This is a genomic window from Sphingobacterium sp. xlx-130 (assembly GCF_011007405.1).
Taxonomy (GTDB): Bacteria; Bacteroidota; Bacteroidia; order Sphingobacteriales; family Sphingobacteriaceae; genus Sphingobacterium; species Sphingobacterium luzhongxinii.
The window spans coordinates 81996-99488 of the sequence record NZ_WFKN01000011.1; the positions used below are offsets into that span (position 1 = coordinate 81996).

Below are 17493 nucleotides of genomic sequence, written 5' to 3' on the forward strand. Positions count from 1 at the left end.
TCGCAAATTGTGTTTTTGGAGTGCTGGAGTTATCTTTTTTCGATGTTTAAATAGGTTTAAAGTTGGTTTTTAAGGGTTCTTAAGGGGGGTAGATGAATGGGGGAAGGTGTAAATTTGTGCCACAAGAAGTTTTGCAAAGTCCGAATGTTGGCACAAATTTACACCTTTTTGCTTTTTTTCAGATGCATCTTTGTAGTGTTCATTATTAATTATTTATTTAAAATTTAACAGAATGATTAAACCAAATTACAAGAGCAAAGATGCAACAGAATTGTTGAACTATGCCGAGCACATCTTTAAGAAGATGACTGAAAATGCAAGTATGTTTGTGGATCCAGTACCGAGTCTATCGGTCTTGGAGACTAGCCTCTCCAACTACCGTGCTGCCTATGTGGAGGCTACGCATAGGGATATGCGTGCGGTCGTCCTGAAAGGACAGAAGGGTAAAGATCTGCATCAAGTCGTGTACCGCTTGTCGCATTATGTAGATGCACAGGCGCAAGGTGATCCCAGTATTATTCTGGCTGCTGGTTATCGACCGTCCAAGTCTACGCAGAACAGGTCGGGGCGCACGCCAAAAGCAACAGGCGTGACTGTTTTGAACCAAGAAGTGGGGAGTGGCATAATCCGTATACGGGTGGTTCCTTGGAAGCACGCTAGGTTGTACCAGTACGACTACCGCTTAAAGGGTACTGATGAGTGGTCCAGTGTCTTGAATAGCAATTCGGTGTTGGAAATGGATGGCTTGATGAAGTTGCAGGAGTATGAGTTTAGAGTGTCCTATTTGGGACGGGATACGACACCAAATTTTAGCGATATCGTTACAGGTTTAGTTGTTTAGTGTTTTTTATCGTCAGGGATGGTATCAAGGTGCTTTCCCTGACTTTTATAAATTGAGATATGAACCAAATTATTACAGCACATCCGCTACGTACAATCATCCTTCAATATCATGAAGGGAGGGTCGCTCCAGAATGGGAGACTGCGGCATTAACAATTTATAGGGAGATGCACGACCGCGTTGGTCAAATGGAAGAACGCCTGAGGGTAGCGCGTGAAAAGATTCCTGCACTCCAATTTCAGAAAGAAGCTGTAGAAGAGGTGATACAGGACGTAAAGCGGAAGTTTGAACACCTGCAGGTGATGATTCCCGAAAATCCCGAACGTGCCCGCGTCACCATGCAGTTGCAAATGTATCTAGAACGATTGGATATCCTGATGGGGGATTTTCTACCCGATCTGATCGATCATACGATGGATTTTTTCGAATACGACGAGTATACGATCAAAGAAGATGAATGGTTAAATGAAGTCGCGTTTTCAGCATTCAGGACCATCTTTGCACAGTATGAAAGTTGTGCGGTTGACATGGTTTCATTTGACAGAGACTTGGACGATTTTAAAGGTGCATTGGGGCATATCCGCAATCGGGAGGAGAAATATTATGAGTTGATGAACGAATTGACTGATAGTTATACAGATATTAATGAAGCGGTAGGGGCGCTTCATGATCAAATTGATGATTTTGATGAGCGCATTTTAGCGTTTATACGTGATGAGTCTACAGATAATGGAGAATAGTATAACGCTAATTGCTATTCTCTGACACAGGATCATTGTAAATTGTGTATTTTTGCCGATATTTTTTAGTTATGAGCGATAAGACAAGAAAAATCTTTTTAGGAATCTGTATCATTGTTCCATTTGTGGTCTACTGTGCAATTTATTATTCATCAATGATCAAAAATGCACCGTATCGGTTTTCGGATTTTGAATCTATTGAAATCACGTACGGAACACCGGGCGAGATGTTGAATACGTACAATTCTAAAACGCAGATCTATCATTACGTGACTAAAGACAACGAAGTGCTGACAGATACACTCAAGATGCGGGATAATGACCTGTTGTATCTTCATCGCAAAGCAATGGAACTGGGATTTTGGAATGTGGACAATGATATGACTACAGTACGCAAGGATTCTACAGAAGGAAAAAATGTACCGCGCTACATTCTCAAGTATACCTATAAGGAGAAAACGAAAGAAGTGACATTGGACGCGGACTATCCTGGTACACAGAAGATGAAGGATGCGGCCAAGTCGACAATAGACGCGGTGCTGACTATGTTGGCCGAGGTTAAGGCAAGATAATAGTTTTTATTTAAAAAATTAAAGGCAAGGTAGTTATATCTTGCCTTTTTTAGTTAATAATAGTTAAATAGTTTTTTTGTGGAAATTAATTTGAATATTATTGTTTTCAATAAACTTTAAAAATAAAACTATGAGAAAAACTCTACTAACTATTGCCGTGACTGCCGGCTTAACATCGATGCTTCAGGCCCAGGAGTTTGGGCTGAATAAAGGTAACATACTACTGGAAGGACAAATCAATATCCACAGTAGTAAAGATAAAAGTACTGATCTGAAAAATAGTTATTTTAGGTTTTCGCCTAAGGTTGGCTATTTTTTAAGCGATAAGTTTGCTGTCGGGGTTGATTTAGGATTTTCTAAAACTAATCAAGAGGAGCTAGGTGCAAATAATAGTATATTTAAGAGCAAATACAACGAATTTAAGGTTGGTGCTTTTGGAAGATATTATTTCCTGAACATTGGGGAGCGCTTTAAAGCTTATTCAGAATTGAATGCAGCTTATTACACTTTTAGAACGAAGACTGAAGGTTATGATTTTAATCCAAAAATGAATCACTATTCTCTTAATGGAGGAATAGGCGCGAATTTTTTCTTAACAAAGAATGTAGCTCTCGGGTATTCTTTTGGTAATATTATAGGATTTAATACTTCGAAAAAAGATGAGGAAAAATCTAGCAACGGATTTTATCTGAATGTGAATTCATTTAATAACTTTTTTGAGACGGGACAGTTTTCATTGACATTTAAATTGTAAAACAAAAGAGCTCTTCCGAAAGGAAGAGCTCTTTTTTAATGACCTGTATTTTCTAAATCCTTCGGATCGTGCTTGTGCTTGAACAAAATAGAGAAAGCAATAACAATCACCAAGGTATATGCAGCGAAGGCGAGCCAGATATGTTGCCAGTCTTTGAGGTATATTGCTGCGTCAAATGTACCATTTGTAATCTGAACCCCTTTCTGAGCGATAAGGTCCAAAAGTTTGGGATTATCTGCTGAAGTGTCCAGTCGGCTTGCCAATGCATTGATATCGTTGTAGGGTTGGGTATAATACTTGTCAATCAACCATCCGGAAACCTGTGAGCCCAATATAGCCCCAAATCCATTAGTCATCATCATAAATAGTCCCTGTGCGGAAGAGCGTATCTTAGAGTCTGTGGATGTTTCGACAAAAAGAGACCCGGAGATATTGAAAAAGTCAAAAGCCATTCCGTATACGATACAGGATAAGATGATCATCCATAAACCAGAGGAAGGATCTCCATAAGCAAATAGACCGAAGCGTAATACCCAGGCTACCATCGCGAAAAGCATAACATTACGGATGCCAAATCGCTTTAGGAAGAAAGGTATCGCTAAGATGAATAGGGTCTCGGAGATCTGTGATATCGACATGATGATCGTTGATCGTTCGACCACTAAGGAATCTACATATTTTGGATAGAAGGCAAATTCACTTAAGAACACATCGCCGTAGGCATTGGTCAACTGAAGAGCGGCCCCTAAAAACATCGAAAAAATGAAAAATAAGGCCATCTTATAGTTGCCAAATAACTTAAACGCCTCTAATCCCAAGAGTTCGGTAAGTTTTGCGTTTTCTTTGGTGAGGTGTTGGGGAGGGCATTTTGGTATCATGAATAGCGCGTATATGCCGAGGAATATAGAGCCACCTGCTGCGATATAAAATTGATACTCGGTCGCTTTATTGCCTGTAAGGTTGGTGAGCCACATGGCCGCTATAAATCCTACTGTGCCCCACACTCGAATTAAGGGAAATGCTTTGATCAGATCGTGATTGCCTTTGGTCAAGGAGCTGTAGGCAATAGAGTTGGATAGCGCGAGGGTAGGCATGTAACAGCACATGGCCAATAACATCACCGTGAAAAAGCTGTCTGGACTCGTGACCCGTGCTAGATAAATCAAGCAGGCCGCATAGAGCAGGTGGAGGCCGATATAAAGACGCTCCGCATTGACCCATCTATCGGCGATAATCCCCATCAGGGTGGGCATAAATAAGGAGGCAATCCCCATCGTCGAAAAAATGGCGCCAAACTGTGTGCCATCCCATTGCTTGGTGCCAAACCAATAATTGGCTATGGTGATCAACCATGCTCCCCACACAAAAAACTGCAGGAAGTTCATGATGGTCAGTCTTAGTTTAATAGACATATATGTGTATTATGATTTTCTTCTTTCGATCTCATCCCGAATGCGGGCTGCGGCCTCGTACTGTTCATTGTCGATAGCTTTTTGTAACGTCTTGTTCAGTTGCTCATCGCTCAATGAAGCGTAAGGAGAGGGAGGCTCAATAGGTTTTTTCTTTTTTTCTTCGGGAGTGGAAGTCGGATTGTCTGTTTCTGCTGCTGAGGCAGAGGATATGTTTTCTAAAAAGGCAAAATCATTATTTTCAATAATGATCCCTGCCGAAGACATGATAAAGTCGTAGGTGAAGATCGGGCAACCGAAACGTACCGCCAGCGCTACGGCATCTGATGTGCGGGCATCGAGCTCTACCTTGAGGTTATTGGAGGTTTTGCAAATGATCTTCGCAAAGAAAATCCCATCGACTAGGTTATAGATCAGTACTTCTTCTAATTCGATATGGAAGGCTTCTGCGAAGGATTTGAAAAGATCGTGGGTCAGTGGTCTACTGGGCGTCATTTTCTCAATTTCAACCGCGATAGCTTGCGCTTCAAAACCACCAATGATGATGGGAAGACGTCTGTTCCCATTAACTTCGCCCAAGACCAATGCATACGCTCCAGACTGGGTCTGGCTATACGATAAGCCTACAATGTCTAACTTTAGTTTCTTCATCCTAATTCACGCTGTGATATGGATTAGGCGACTTCCTCTTCCAATGGTACAAACTTAGATAAAATGAGGGAAATAAGCAACGGCACCAAGTACTTGGTGCCGTTGCTTCTCTAATTTTTTAATTTCCTTTATGTTTTTTTAAAGCTTCAATCAATTTTGGAACGACGACGAAAGCATCTCCTACGATGCCATAATCGGCCACCTTGAAGAAAGGGGCCTCCGGGTCTTTGTTGATGACGACTATAGTCTTGGATGAAGAAACCCCGGCTAAGTGCTGTATCGCGCCAGATATACCGATAGCGATGTACAAATTAGGGCTTACCACAATTCCCGTCTGACCGACGTGTTCTGAATGCGGTCTCCATCCTGCATCTGAAACTGGTTTTGAGCAGGCTGTAGCAGCTCCCAATACTTGAGCAAGTTCTTCGATCATAGCCCAGTTTTCTGGACCTTTGAGACCTCTTCCTGCCGATACAACGATCTCCGCTTCTGGCAACGAAATAGTATCGGTAGCACGCACGATTTCTTTAACTAAGGTATTAAGATCTGACGATGCAAAATCAGGCGTGTAACTTTCAATGGTTGCAGTGCCGCCGGTTTCTTTTGCTGCAAATGCGTTAGGATTTACCGTCAATACTTTTATGGCAGACTGAAGTGATACCGTAGCAATTGCTTTGTTTGAAAAAGCCGACGTCTGTACTTCAAACGAATTGCCTGCTATATGCGGTACAGCGGAGGCTCCTGATACCATACCAGCGCTTAATTTTGCTGCTACACGTGGCGCAAGTCCTTTGCCGCTAAAAGTATTGGAAAGGATGACTACAGACGCATTCTCTTTTTGTACGGCAGAAGCTATAATCGCGGCATAGGCTTGGTTGACAAACGACTTGAGGCTATCCGTGGAGACTTTAAGGACTTTTGAAATTCCATAATTGCCTAATTTTTGCAGTTCGGTATCTTGCACATCACCGATGGATATAGCGACGGCTTCGGTTTGAAGTAGGTCGGCTATCGCCTTACCGTAAGATGCTGCTTCAAAAGCAGATTTCTTGAATTGACCTTCTGTATTCTCTATATATATTAATACTGACATAAGAATTCTTGTTTATAGTTTGGAAGTAATCCTTATTAGATCACTTTCGCTTCATTGTGTAATAGGTTGACAAGCTCCTCCACCTGATCTTCCTTCACTAGGGTTACGCTACCTCTTGGTGCTGGAGTCGCATAGGAGGTGATTTTTGTAAGGGCATCGATAGCAATGGGCTCGATTACATCCAAAGGTTTTGTGCGTGCACCCATGATGCCACGCATATTAGGGATTTTAGGCTCAGCTACTCCTTCGGCTGCACCGATGACGATAGGTAATGATGCGGATAAGACTTCTTTGCCGCCTTCTATTTCACGTTCGACACTAGCTTGACCATTTTCGATATGCAAGCCTTTGGCAATGGATACGGAGGGAATGCCCAATAACTCGCCCAGCATGGCCGCTACCTGTGTCCCGTTGTAATCGATGGATTCACGACCCGTCAAGATTAAATCGAAACTGTTGTTTTTGGCATATGCGGCAATTTGGTTGGCTACAAACCACGCATCGGAAGGTGATGCGTTGATACGCACTGCATTGTCTGCACCTATCGCCAATGCCTTACGGATGGTAGGTTCTGTACCCGCATCTCCTACGGTGATTGCCGTAACTGTTCCACTAGCTGCTGTAGCTAGGTCAACAGCCTTGGATAAAGCAATCTCGTCGTAAGGGTTGATGATGTACTGGACGCCGGTCGAATTGAAGGTTGTGTTTTCGTTGGAAAATGTTATTTTCGATGTAGTGTCAGGGACATTACTTATGCATACTAATATCTTCATATACTAATCTTTTATTTCAAATCTACTGATTTACACTTAAGTTTACTTATCAAATATAGTCAAAATTTTGTAAAATCCTATGCACGCATAATATCAATTCTCGCTTCTGCCGCGAGTGGCTCTTACTTTTATTCAATGACTTTGAGCTTTCAAAGGAATGAATGAGGACTTAGTCGTTTTCCGCAAAAAGTAAGCAAAACCGAAACGAAGTGTAACTCAGCGAAGCTAAACTCCTCGCTTAAAATTTTTGATACAATGTCCATGCTTCCCTCTGCTATTATCAAAAATTTGTAGGCGATAAAAGGAGCGAATGTAGGGAGCTTTGCTTTATTTAGCATTCACTTACAAGGAAGACCAGTGTCGCCTGTGAAGATTCTGACAACAGTAAGGGGAGGTACTGCCGTACGGTCAGAATATTCGAGCGACAAGGCTTGGACACTTGGCCGATACCAAGTGTCACGCCTGTCTGGCATGGAGGACAGAGTGAGCACTATCGTTTTACAATATTAGAAAAGTAGTATTTTGTTTTTTGATGGTCTTTGGTTTTCTTTGTAGATTATCACTAAATTTTAATACCGATGGATAGGATTGCGCAGCTTAACGACTTTATAAAAGAAACCCCCAATGATCCTTTCTTACACTATGCGCTCACCATGGAATATGTTAAATTGGATGACCGCGATCGGAGTAGGGCAGGGTTTGAGAATCTAGTATCGGTCTATCCTGACTATGTAGGTACCTACTATCATTATGCTAAATTTTTGGAGAAGCAAAACGAAAAGGAGGCAGCAGAACTGATTTACGAAAAGGGGATATTAGTTGCAAACAAGATGCGGAATAGGCATGCTATGGGTGAATTGCAGGCGGCGTTGAATCTTTTGCGTGGGCTAGAGGATGAAGACGACTATTAAGTAGGGCAAAATCTGTTAAAGACTAATTTTTGGTACTGTTTTTGAACTTCTTTTGGAAAGAAGTTCAAATGCGGATTTTCGCCTACATATCGACTGCTTTAATAACGATTGCTCTTTTTGTTGGTTGTATAAACAATAAAAAGAGAACTACAGCAAAAGATAAGCTGGAGAATATAGAGCTATTGGCCGCAAACGTCGTGGGTGTTTATGGCGGAAGCCTCCCTTGTGTAGACTGTGATGCGATCAGTACCGTGCTGGAATTGCATCGCAATCATTCCTACACCTTAATCTATATGTACGATGGTAAATCGGATGATCGGTTTGTGAAAGAAGGAAAATGGCAAATCGAAAAAAATAAATTGATATTGGACGGAGTGGACTATAAGTATAAGATCGAAAGTGAGATTCTTGTACAGTTAGATCTGTCCGGAAATGAAATAACAGGCGACTTGGCCGAGCGGTATCAATTGGCCCGGTTGGAGTAAAATAAAAAAGGAACTTTCTAGTTCCTTTTTTTATTTATGTTCGCAGATTTCCTTTAATTTTTCTACAACAAAGTCTATCTCCTCTTTGGTATTCCATTTGCAGAAGGAAAAGCGGACAGATGGTCTTGCGCTATCGGCTTTGATACCTGTAAGGACGTGTGAGCCGATGTCGGATCCGGAACTGCATGCGCTACCACCGGATGCGGAGATTCCCATGATATCGAGATTGAACAATAGTACATCGGCCATTTCTGTACAAGGTAGTGAAACATTCAATACAGTGTAGAGGGAGCGCTTAGGATCTATACAACCATTGAATTGGATCTCAGGTATAGCCTTTGACAATTCGTCAATCATATAGTCTTTTAGTCCTTGAATGTAGGCCTGATGTTCCTCCATATCACGATAAGCGATCTCGAGTGCCCGAGCGATGCCCGCTATACCATAAACATTCTCTGTCCCACCACGCATGTTGCGCTCTTGGGCCCCACCATAGATTAAAGGCTTTATTTTGTTCTTACCGTTGATATATAAAAACCCGACACCTTTCGGACCATGAAACTTATGACCAGCTCCAGTAATGAAGTCTATTTTAAGTTCCGATAGATTGTGCGTATAATGCCCCATCGTCTGTACGGTATCCGAATGCAATACTGCATTATATCGTTCGCATATTTCGGATACTTGCTGCAGATCTGTAAGATTGCCTATCTCATTGTTGGCTTGCATAATGGATACAAAGCTGCGCGGATTGGATGCTAAGAGTTGTTCCAGATGTTGTAAGTCTATATGTCCTTCACTATCCAGATTTAATATGTCAAGATGGATTTTGCCCGATTTTTCGAGCTCTTCTAAAGTATGGAGTACAGCATGGTGCTCAATGGGAGAGGTAATGGCATGTGTAATGCCAAAATCTTCAATAGAACGGAAAATAGCCATATTGTCCGCTTCGGTACCGCCCGAAGTGAAGAAGATTTCGGAAGGAGAGGCGTGCAGCAAGTTGGCAATGGTTTTTCTTGCTTTTTCGATAATAGTTTTTACCTGCCTGCCATGCGTGTGTATGGATGATGGATTCCCAAAATCATTTTGCATAGTAGCCGTCATGACTTCAATGACCTCAGGATCAAGTGCTGTAGTAGCTGCGTTGTCTAGATATACTTGCATGTAGCAAAATTAATTATTGTGCGTGTATTTCTTTGTATTTTTTTTCTGAACGTGTCCGTATTATTGATTCGACATTATATTTTAAGGCATCAATGAGCTCTCTTCGTTCGGTTTAATGGCCAACAAGAACTTTTTTCATAACATTTTACTTTATTGTTAGCATTCACAAGAGCTCACGCGATACAATCGGGTTCGGTTCATATCTGTTGGCGATTCAATGGGATTATGAAAGTTTTTTTCGACTAGGTATTGGAATGAATAAGAGCAAAACACTTGCAGAGCAGCCCAATAAACCTAAATAGGCAATAAGATCGCCATATTGTGTGTAAAATGTGATATCCTCATTCAGGTTGATCTCTTGGCTTAGCGCTGCTGGAACCCACCATTCTGTCTGTTGCACGATATCACCACGTTGATTGATAAAACCGGATATTCCGGTATTGGCGGAACGAGCTACCCATCGTCTATTCTCGATTGCTCTTAGCTTGGCATAGGCCAAATGCTGGTCTTTGCCCGAGGTATCTTTCCACCAGCCGTCATTGGTGACGATAGCGATAAACTGTGCTCCCTTTTTGATGTATTCGGCGACGTATTCGCCCCAAATGGATTCGTAGCAGATCACCGGAGCTGCACCAATACCACTCTGACTATAGAACACAGAAGGTTCTTTGTCGTAGCCGTAGCCTCCAGTAGTACCTCCAAAATGTTCAAAGAGGGGCTTCATAAAAGATAACGATTTGCCAAAGGGCATTTGTTCTACCCCGGGTACTAACTTCGATTTGTGGTAAAATTGTACTTTGCTCGATCCATCAATCAGTACGGCGGCATTAAAACTATCTACAAATCTGTTGCGGTAAGGACGTGCGGTTAAGGTTTTCTGATCCGAGTACATGCGATAGCTTTCGATCCCAGAGAGAATATTACCATTGTGGTACTTCTCTAAAAAAGAAACACTGTTTTCGTAAGCTGGATATGCTCTAAACTCTTCCTCATCGATGCCGTTACGGTCGGAAATGGCTGTTTCTGGCCATAAGAAGAATTCGGTATTGGGTTTGGCCACGCTTTCGGAAAGCTTGAATAGTCTGTCCAACTGTTCTTCAGGAGTGATCGAACCAAATTTCTGGTAAGGATCAATATTGGGTTGCACGACGACAACTTCCGAAGGGTTGATGTGCTCCTCGTAATTAAAATATTGAATCAGTGAAACGGTTATCGGTAATAAGATCGTTGATAGTAGCCCTATAATTAATCTTTTTTGCGAAAAAGCCGTAACTTTTTCTTTGTATTGCCAATACAAAAGGAACGCAAAGATATTGGTCAACCAAATCCAAAGTGTACCTCCGTACACGCCTGTAATACTATACCATTGTATCAATTGATGGACATTAGCGAGTCCATTGCCTAGATTCATCCAAGGAAATGCTAGACCCCAAGTCTGGTGCAAGTATTCGTAACCGATCCATAAAGACACGAGCCCAATAAAGCTTACTGCAATGTGTCGTTGTTTACGAAGCTGGTAGTACAGCCTAAACGCTGATGCCATAAGTAGCGGGGCTAATGCATACGGAATCAGTGCGATAAGCAAAGATACCGCTGTGGGTAAGAATGCATTCATGGCGTTGAATACCCAATAGATAGATGCTGTATTCCAGACAAACCCCGTTAAGAAAGCGACTTGAAATATCTTCGCACCTTTTTTGCGATAGTCTCCCCGGATAATACGCTCAACAGCTACTAGAAGAGGAACGAAGCCTACGAGCAATAAGAATCCGGTGTAAGGAATCGGTGGCCATGCAAACCATAGCAGAATGGCACTGAGTAATGCCAGTAAATAGTTTTGTTTCACGTGCTATGTTATAACTGAGATAGAATTTCGGCTTTCTTACTTTCGTATTCTGCTTGAGAGATCAGTTGTTTGTCAAACAGTCCTTTCAACTTTTTCAACTTTAATGTGATTTCATCTTCTTCGACCTCTGTAGCAGCAGGTGTAGCTTCTGTTCTTTCGAAGATTGGAGTGGGTTCAACACGTATATTGTCTTGGACGACAATAGGCTGTTCGATCAGGGATTGTTGTGGTGCCTCGAAAACCGGCTGGATGGGGGTTGGGGTTTCTCTCTTTGGGCCTTCGTAAAGATCACGGATAGGGACTATCGGCTTTGTAGCAGGTGCAGGTTCCTCACCTTCGATTTTGACATTTTCTAATGCTTCTTTGATGAGTTGATACAGCTTGCGCGCCTGTGTCTTAGGAATGTAGTCGATGCTCAGGTTTTCTTCGGTAAATGGAATTACAGTCACCTTTGAGCCAAATATTTCTTCTTTGAAAGCGATGTCTTTAATATCCTTCCAAGAGAATATTTCAAAATTGGTCGCTAGTCCTAATTTGGTGAATTCGCAAAGAAAGATACGTTTGTTGCTGATAGCGATACTATCAGGAAGTAGGGTTACAGCTGGTTTTTTTTGTAAAGCGATGTAACTCAGTGATTCGCCGTGTGTCAACATGTCGACGATTTTGCTGTATATTTTTTCTACAACTTTAAGGTCTTGTCCGTCTTGTATAAACTTATCTAAACTCATTTTTTTCTATCCAATGATAATGATCAATATATAAACTTTATCTGTTAAGTAAACTTAATTAAAAAGCTTTGTATTCAAGCATATGTAATAAAACTTTTATCAAGCGACGAAGCTTGCTATTCTAATCCAGCGACACAAAAGACAAATTCTCCTTTGATCGGGTTATTCTCGTAGTATTCCTTTAATTCGACGAGTGTTCCGCGTTGGGTCTCCTCATAGAGTTTACTCAGTTCGCGAGAGATGGAGGCTTGTCGCTCTTCACCGAAATAGGTGATAAACTCTTCTATGGTTTTGAGTAGACGGTGGGGCGATTCATAAAATATCATTGTTCTTTTTTCTTCCGCGAGTTGCTTCATTCGGGTCTGACGACCTTTTTTAACGGGTAAAAAGCCTTCAAAGCAAAATTTGTCATTCGGTAATCCTGAATTGACAAGAGCAGGTACAAATGCAGTTGCCCCTGGTAAACACTGCACGGTGATGCCTTCTTTTATAGCCTCTCTTACCAATAAAAAGCCCGGGTCAGAGATCGCGGGCGTGCCTGCATCAGAAATCAAAGCAATCTGTTGTCCTTCTTTTAGGAAACGGATGATCTCATTAACGGCCTTGTGTTCGTTATGCTGATGATGTGCAAAAACCTTCTTGTCAATACCAAAATGCTTTAATAGCGGTGCACTGGTACGTGTATCTTCAGCAAGTATAAGGTCGGACTCTTTGAGGATACGTATCGCTCTAAAGGTCATATCCTCCAAGTTGCCAATGGGTGTAGGGACTAAGTATAGCATACTCAAAGGTAAAGAAATTAAGTAAAAGGCGGAAAAAAGTGTAAGCTAGTCAGGACTTGAGCGACATAAATGGTTATCTTTGCGACATAAAACTCAAAATATATGTTGCAGTTAAATTTTATCCGGGAAAACAGGGATACAGTCATTGAAAGATTGGCTGTGAAAAACTTTAAAGATGTGGCTTTGGTTGATGAAATCATTAGCTTGGATGAACAACGTCGTCAGATTCAGAACGAATCCGACGCTATTGCTGCTGAAGCAAATTCGTCCGCTAAGCAAATTGGTGATTTGATGCGTCAGGGAAAGAAAGAAGAAGCCGAATCCATTAAAGCAAAATCCTCGGGATATAAAGAGCAACTGAAGGAGTTTATTGAAAAATTATCTCAGGTGGAGCAGGAGTTGAACCATAAAATCGTGCAATTACCTAATTTGCCGCACAGTTCGGTGCCGCTAGGGATCACTCCGGAAGAGAATGAGGTGGTGTTGACACATGGTGCTATACCGGAATTGGGGGAGGGAAAGTTGCCGCATTGGGAGTTGTTGACAAAATATGATATCGTTGATCTGGAGCTTGGTGTAAAAGTAACAGGGGCTGGATTCCCGGTTTATAAAGGTAAAGGTGCGCGATTGCAACGTGCCTTGATTAATTATTTTCTAGATCAGGCTGCTGAAGCGGGGTATACGGAAGTGGAAGTACCTATAATGGTGAATGAGGCGTCTGCTTTTGCAACCGGACAATTGCCGGATAAGGAAGGTCAGATGTACCATGTTACGAATGATGATCTTTATCTTATACCTACCGCAGAAGTACCGGTAACAAACTTGTACCGTGATGTGATCGTTAAGGAAGAGCAGTTTCCAATCAGACACTGTGCGTATACGCCTTGTTTTCGTAGAGAGGCTGGGTCGTATGGTGCGCATGTGCGCGGTCTGAACCGTTTGCATCAGTTTGACAAAGTAGAGGCTGTGCAGATTGTGCATCCTGCTAAATCGTACGAAGTGATCGAAGAGATGAGTGCTTATATACAAGGTCTATTGCAGAAATTAGAGTTACCCTACCGCGTGCTTCGTCTTTGTGGCGGCGACATGAGCTTTACAGCAGCTTTGACCTATGACATGGAAGTGTTCAGTGCTGCGCAGGAACGTTGGTTGGAGGTGTCTTCTGTATCTAATTTTGAAACATATCAATCCAATCGATTGAAAGTGCGCTTCAAAAATGAAGACGGTAAGATGCAGTTGGCGCATACATTGAATGGATCGGCTTTGGCATTGCCTCGTATTGTTGCTTCTATTTTAGAGAATAATCAGACTGAAAAAGGGATTAAAATGCCTGCGGTCTTGGTGCCCTATACAGGCTTTGAATATATCGATTAAACAACATTAAAAAAGCGAGCCTAGGCTCGCTTTTTTAATGTTGTTTCTCTTTTTCCTTCCATTGCTGTGCAAAGGATTTTTTGGGAAATTCGGGCAACTCCCTATTGGAGCCCCAAGCTTTCTTGAAGAAATTTCGGACAAAGAAATTCTTAAGTTTACCGCCAAAAAAATCTATGAGTTTACGTCTCTGAATAGCATAGGTAAAACCTTTCCACATCCGCTTTTCCATCGCTGGTGTTAGGTCTTCTTGTACAGCATCCCGACGATTTAATAAAAGCATCTTCTGTATATCTATCCCTACTGGACATACCTCGGTACATTTGCCGCAAAGACTGGAAGCATAGGATAGGTGCTTAAACTCTTTCATGCCACTCAGGTGAGGCGAAATGAGCGATCCAATCGGTCCTTGGTACGTGGTCTCGTAAGTGTGTCCGCCTATGTTTTGATAGATGGGGCATACATTGAGGCAGGATCCGCAACGGATACAGTACAATCCTTGACGCTGCTCTTTCTTTTCTAGAAGACGCGAACGCCCGTTGTCCAAGAGGATAACATACATTTCGTCTGGCCCGTCAGTGTCGGTGTCTAGTCGTGGCCCGCTCAAAATACTGTTGTACACGGTGAGGTTTTGGCCTGTTCCATGTGAAGCAAGTAAGGGCCAGAATAGGTCTAGGTCAGCCAGACTGGGTAATATTTTTTCGATACCTACGACAGCTATATGTACCTTCGGAAAGGTGGTGGTCAGTCGGGCGTTGCCTTCATTTTCGGTGATAGCAATACTTCCCGAGTCGGCGATCAAAAAATTAGCACCTGATATGCCTATGTCAGCGCTGGTATAATGTGACCGTAAAAGTTCACGGGCTTTCATGGTGAGCTGTTCGGCAGTTGCATCTAGCGGAGTGTCGAATTTTTCGTGAAATAGCTTAGCAATGTCTTCTAGACTGAGGTGCATCGCTGGTGTCACAAAATGATACGGTTTGTGATCCAATAATTGAATGATGTACTCACCCAGATCACTTTCGATGGTGTCAATTCCTTTGTCGTTGAGAAAGTGGTTGAGTTCAATCTCTTCGGTAGCCATGGATTTGGATTTTACGACGGATTTTGCTTGATGCTTTTCCATGATCTTCCAGATCTCTTGTCTCGCCTCCTCAGCGTCGTTGGCCCAGATTACTTTACCGCCATTGCGCGTAAAGTTTGCTTCGAAATCCAAAAGGTATCGATCCAGATTTTCAATTACCTTCCATTTTACCAGATTGGCTTTCTTCTTGGAGTTGGCTAAATCTAGAAACTTGCTTTTTCCTTTTTCAAAAGCCAGATTGTATTTGTCAATATTATTATTGATGATTTCCCGATGACGGAGGTCAAAGGATTTCGTGGTGCTGTCTTTTAAAAATTTCTCTGCAACGTTCTGTGCCATGTGGTAAAACTACTCTTTTTTTCTGAAAGTGTCCGTATTTAATGGACATCAAGAACTTTCATGTTTGTTTGTGATCTAAAGGAATCATGAAAGTTTTTTCTGAAAGTGTATATTTTAATGAAAAACTCCCGCTGTTTTTGCAGCGGGAGTTTTGTTGATCTATGCTTTAACATTTAATGCTAGACTAAGCTCTTCGAGCTGCGCTTGGTCGATTGTTGCTGGAGCATCGATCATGACGTCGCGGCCAGAGTTGTTTTTCGGGAAGGCGATGAAATCGCGGATAGTTTCTTGCCCGCCCAATATTGCTGTAAGCCGGTCTAATCCGAATGCTAAGCCGCCGTGTGGTGGAGCACCGTATTGAAACGCATTCATCAAGAATCCAAATTGATCTTGAGCCTGCTCAGTTGTAAAGCCAAGGTGCTTAAACATTAATGCCTGTGTTTCTTTGTTGTGGATACGAATCGATCCACCGCCGATCTCATTTCCGTTAAGAACAAGGTCATAAGCGTTTGCTCTGACTTTGCCAGGATCGGTATCTAATAAGTGCATGTCCTCTTTCTTCGGAGAAGTGAATGGGTGATGCATCGCGTGGAAACGGTTTGTGTCTTCATCCCATTCTAATAGCGGGAAGTCGATAACCCATAATGGTGCAAATTCGTCCGGTTTACGTAAGCCCATGCGATTGCCTAGTTCCATGCGTAGCGCACTTAGTTGAGCACGTGTTTTGTTGGCAGGGCCAGATAATACTAAAATTAAATCTCCAGCTTTGGCTCCTGTAGCTTCAGCCCACTTCGCTAAGTCCGCTTGATCATAGAATTTGTCAACAGAAGACTTGAAAGATCCATCTGCTTCGCACTTGACATACACCATGCCTAGCGCTCCAACCTGAGGACGTTTCACCCAATCGATAAGACCATCGATCTCCTTGCGGGTGTAGCTTGCCGCTCCTGGTACCGCTATGCCGACAACAAGTTCTGCATTATTGAATACTGCAAAGTCCTTGTGTTGAGCTACGGTATTTAATTCTCCAAACTCCATTCCGAAACGGATGTCTGGTTTATCATTTCCGTATTTACGCATCGCTTCGTCAAAAGTCATACGAGGAAAAGCGTCAATATCTATATTATGGATTGATTTTAATAAATGCCTTGTCAGTCCTTCAAAAACATTTAAGATGTCTTCTTGCTCAATAAAAGCCATCTCACAGTCGATCTGTGTGAATTCCGGTTGGCGGTCTGCGCGAAGGTCTTCATCTCTGAAGCATTTTACGATCTGAAAGTATTTGTCCATGCCACCTACCATCAATAATTGTTTGAAGGTCTGTGGAGATTGAGGTAGCGCATAGAACTGACCTGGATTCATGCGAGATGGTACCACAAAGTCACGAGCACCCTCAGGCGTGGATTTAATAAGGTAAGGTGTTTCTATTTCGCAGAAGTCGAGGTTAGAGAGATAATTTCTAACCTCTTGGGTTACTTTGTGTCTAAATAATAAACTGTTTTTTACAGGGTTGCGACGAATATCTAGGTAACGATATTTCATACGGATATCCTCTCCTCCGTCGGTCTCATCTTCAATCGTGAAAGGAGGTAATTGTGCTTCGTTTAGAATCGTTAACTCGTTGACAAGAACTTCAATGTCTCCAGTAGCGAGGTTGCTGTTTTTTGACTCACGCTCGATCACTGTTCCTTTTACTTGGATAACATATTCGCGGCTTAAAGATTTGGCCAACTTCATTACATCGTCGGAGGTGCGTACTTCATCAAAAATAAGCTGCGTGATCCCGTATCTATCCCGAAGATCTACCCAGATCATAAATCCCTTATCCCGGCTCTTTTGAACCCATCCCGAAAGTGTAATTTCTTTGTTGACATCTGCTGCACGCAGCTCGCCACAATTATGACTTCTATACATTATATATAAAGTGAAAAGTTAAAAACATTACCATTA

17 protein-coding genes are annotated in these 17493 nt (G+C 42.1%); 7 read left to right on the forward strand and 10 right to left on the reverse strand.

Features of this window, described 5'->3' with window-relative positions; genetic code table 11:
• Nucleotides 1-232: 232 nt before the first annotated feature.
• The 4 genes from G7B18_RS16995 (at nucleotide 233) to G7B18_RS17010 (ending at nucleotide 2907) form a co-directional block, all read left to right on the forward strand.
• Nucleotides 233-841, forward strand: a complete 609-nt coding sequence (locus tag G7B18_RS16995) for a hypothetical protein (protein ID WP_164112802.1) — start codon at nucleotides 233-235, stop codon at nucleotides 839-841.
• A 59-nt stretch (nucleotides 842-900) separates the two neighbouring features.
• Complete coding sequence (locus tag G7B18_RS17000) at nucleotides 901-1581, forward strand: hypothetical protein (RefSeq protein WP_164112801.1); 681 nt, start codon at nucleotides 901-903, stop codon at nucleotides 1579-1581.
• Between the two features lie 155 nt (nucleotides 1582-1736).
• The gene (locus tag G7B18_RS17005; RefSeq protein WP_164112873.1) at nucleotides 1737-2153 is read left to right on the forward strand and encodes a hypothetical protein; all 417 of its coding nucleotides are present in this window, start codon (nucleotides 1737-1739) and stop codon (nucleotides 2151-2153) included.
• Nucleotides 2154-2283: 130 nt separating this feature from the next.
• Nucleotides 2284-2907 (forward strand): outer membrane beta-barrel protein, encoded by a 624-nt coding sequence (locus G7B18_RS17010; protein ID WP_164112800.1) that lies wholly within the window; start codon nucleotides 2284-2286, stop codon nucleotides 2905-2907.
• A 35-nt stretch (nucleotides 2908-2942) separates the two neighbouring features.
• On the opposite strand, the gene G7B18_RS17015 is transcribed toward G7B18_RS17010, so the two are convergent.
• From G7B18_RS17015 to G7B18_RS17030, 4 genes are all read right to left on the reverse strand, one after another.
• A complete protein-coding gene (locus tag G7B18_RS17015; RefSeq protein WP_164112799.1) occupies nucleotides 2943-4319 on the reverse strand; it encodes a nucleoside permease in 1377 nt (458 codons plus the stop codon).
• 9 nt (nucleotides 4320-4328) lie between these two features.
• Complete coding sequence (locus G7B18_RS17020; RefSeq protein ID WP_164112798.1) at nucleotides 4329-4967, reverse strand: bifunctional nuclease family protein; 639 nt, start codon at nucleotides 4965-4967, stop codon at nucleotides 4329-4331.
• Nucleotides 4968-5085: 118 nt separating this feature from the next.
• Nucleotides 5086-6060, reverse strand: coding sequence for an electron transfer flavoprotein subunit alpha/FixB family protein (locus G7B18_RS17025; protein WP_164112797.1), 975 nt, complete (start codon nucleotides 6058-6060; stop codon nucleotides 5086-5088).
• Between the two features lie 35 nt (nucleotides 6061-6095).
• Entirely contained in the window at nucleotides 6096-6833 is a 738-nt protein-coding gene (locus G7B18_RS17030) for an electron transfer flavoprotein subunit beta/FixA family protein (protein WP_164112796.1), read from the reverse strand.
• Nucleotides 6834-7411: 578 nt separating this feature from the next.
• Between G7B18_RS17030 and G7B18_RS17035 the strand changes: the two genes are divergently transcribed.
• Nucleotides 7412-7744, forward strand: a complete 333-nt coding sequence (locus tag G7B18_RS17035) for a tetratricopeptide repeat protein (protein WP_164112795.1) — start codon at nucleotides 7412-7414, stop codon at nucleotides 7742-7744.
• Nucleotides 7745-7773: 29 nt separating this feature from the next.
• Nucleotides 7774-8229, forward strand: a complete 456-nt coding sequence (locus G7B18_RS17040; RefSeq protein WP_164123571.1) for a copper resistance protein NlpE — start codon at nucleotides 7774-7776, stop codon at nucleotides 8227-8229.
• 30 nt (nucleotides 8230-8259) lie between these two features.
• Here the strand turns inward: G7B18_RS17040 and G7B18_RS17045 are convergent, their stop codons facing one another.
• The 4 genes from G7B18_RS17045 to rsmI form a co-directional block, all read right to left on the reverse strand.
• A complete protein-coding gene (locus G7B18_RS17045) occupies nucleotides 8260-9393 on the reverse strand; it encodes a cysteine desulfurase family protein (RefSeq protein ID WP_164112793.1) in 1134 nt (377 codons plus the stop codon).
• A gap of 223 nt (nucleotides 9394-9616) precedes the next feature.
• Nucleotides 9617-11239: an apolipoprotein N-acyltransferase gene (gene lnt / locus G7B18_RS17050; RefSeq protein WP_164123573.1), complete on the reverse strand. Its 1623-nt coding sequence runs from the start codon at nucleotides 11237-11239 to the stop codon at nucleotides 9617-9619.
• A gap of 8 nt (nucleotides 11240-11247) precedes the next feature.
• Nucleotides 11248-11967 (reverse strand): PH domain-containing protein, encoded by a 720-nt coding sequence (locus G7B18_RS17055; RefSeq protein ID WP_164123575.1) that lies wholly within the window; start codon nucleotides 11965-11967, stop codon nucleotides 11248-11250.
• Between the two features lie 116 nt (nucleotides 11968-12083).
• The gene (gene rsmI, locus G7B18_RS17060; protein WP_164112790.1) at nucleotides 12084-12749 is read right to left on the reverse strand and encodes a 16S rRNA (cytidine(1402)-2'-O)-methyltransferase; all 666 of its coding nucleotides are present in this window, start codon (nucleotides 12747-12749) and stop codon (nucleotides 12084-12086) included.
• A gap of 102 nt (nucleotides 12750-12851) precedes the next feature.
• Between rsmI and serS the strand changes: the two genes are divergently transcribed.
• Complete coding sequence (gene serS, locus G7B18_RS17065; protein ID WP_164112789.1) at nucleotides 12852-14123, forward strand: serine--tRNA ligase; 1272 nt, start codon at nucleotides 12852-12854, stop codon at nucleotides 14121-14123.
• A gap of 34 nt (nucleotides 14124-14157) precedes the next feature.
• Here serS and G7B18_RS17070 read toward each other — a convergent pair whose 3' ends face one another.
• Nucleotides 14158-15543 (reverse strand): LutB/LldF family L-lactate oxidation iron-sulfur protein, encoded by a 1386-nt coding sequence (locus tag G7B18_RS17070; RefSeq protein WP_164123577.1) that lies wholly within the window; start codon nucleotides 15541-15543, stop codon nucleotides 14158-14160.
• A gap of 159 nt (nucleotides 15544-15702) precedes the next feature.
• Nucleotides 15703-17457: an aspartate--tRNA ligase gene (gene aspS, locus G7B18_RS17075; protein WP_164123580.1), complete on the reverse strand. Its 1755-nt coding sequence runs from the start codon at nucleotides 17455-17457 to the stop codon at nucleotides 15703-15705.
• Nucleotides 17458-17493: the final 36 nt, after the last annotated feature.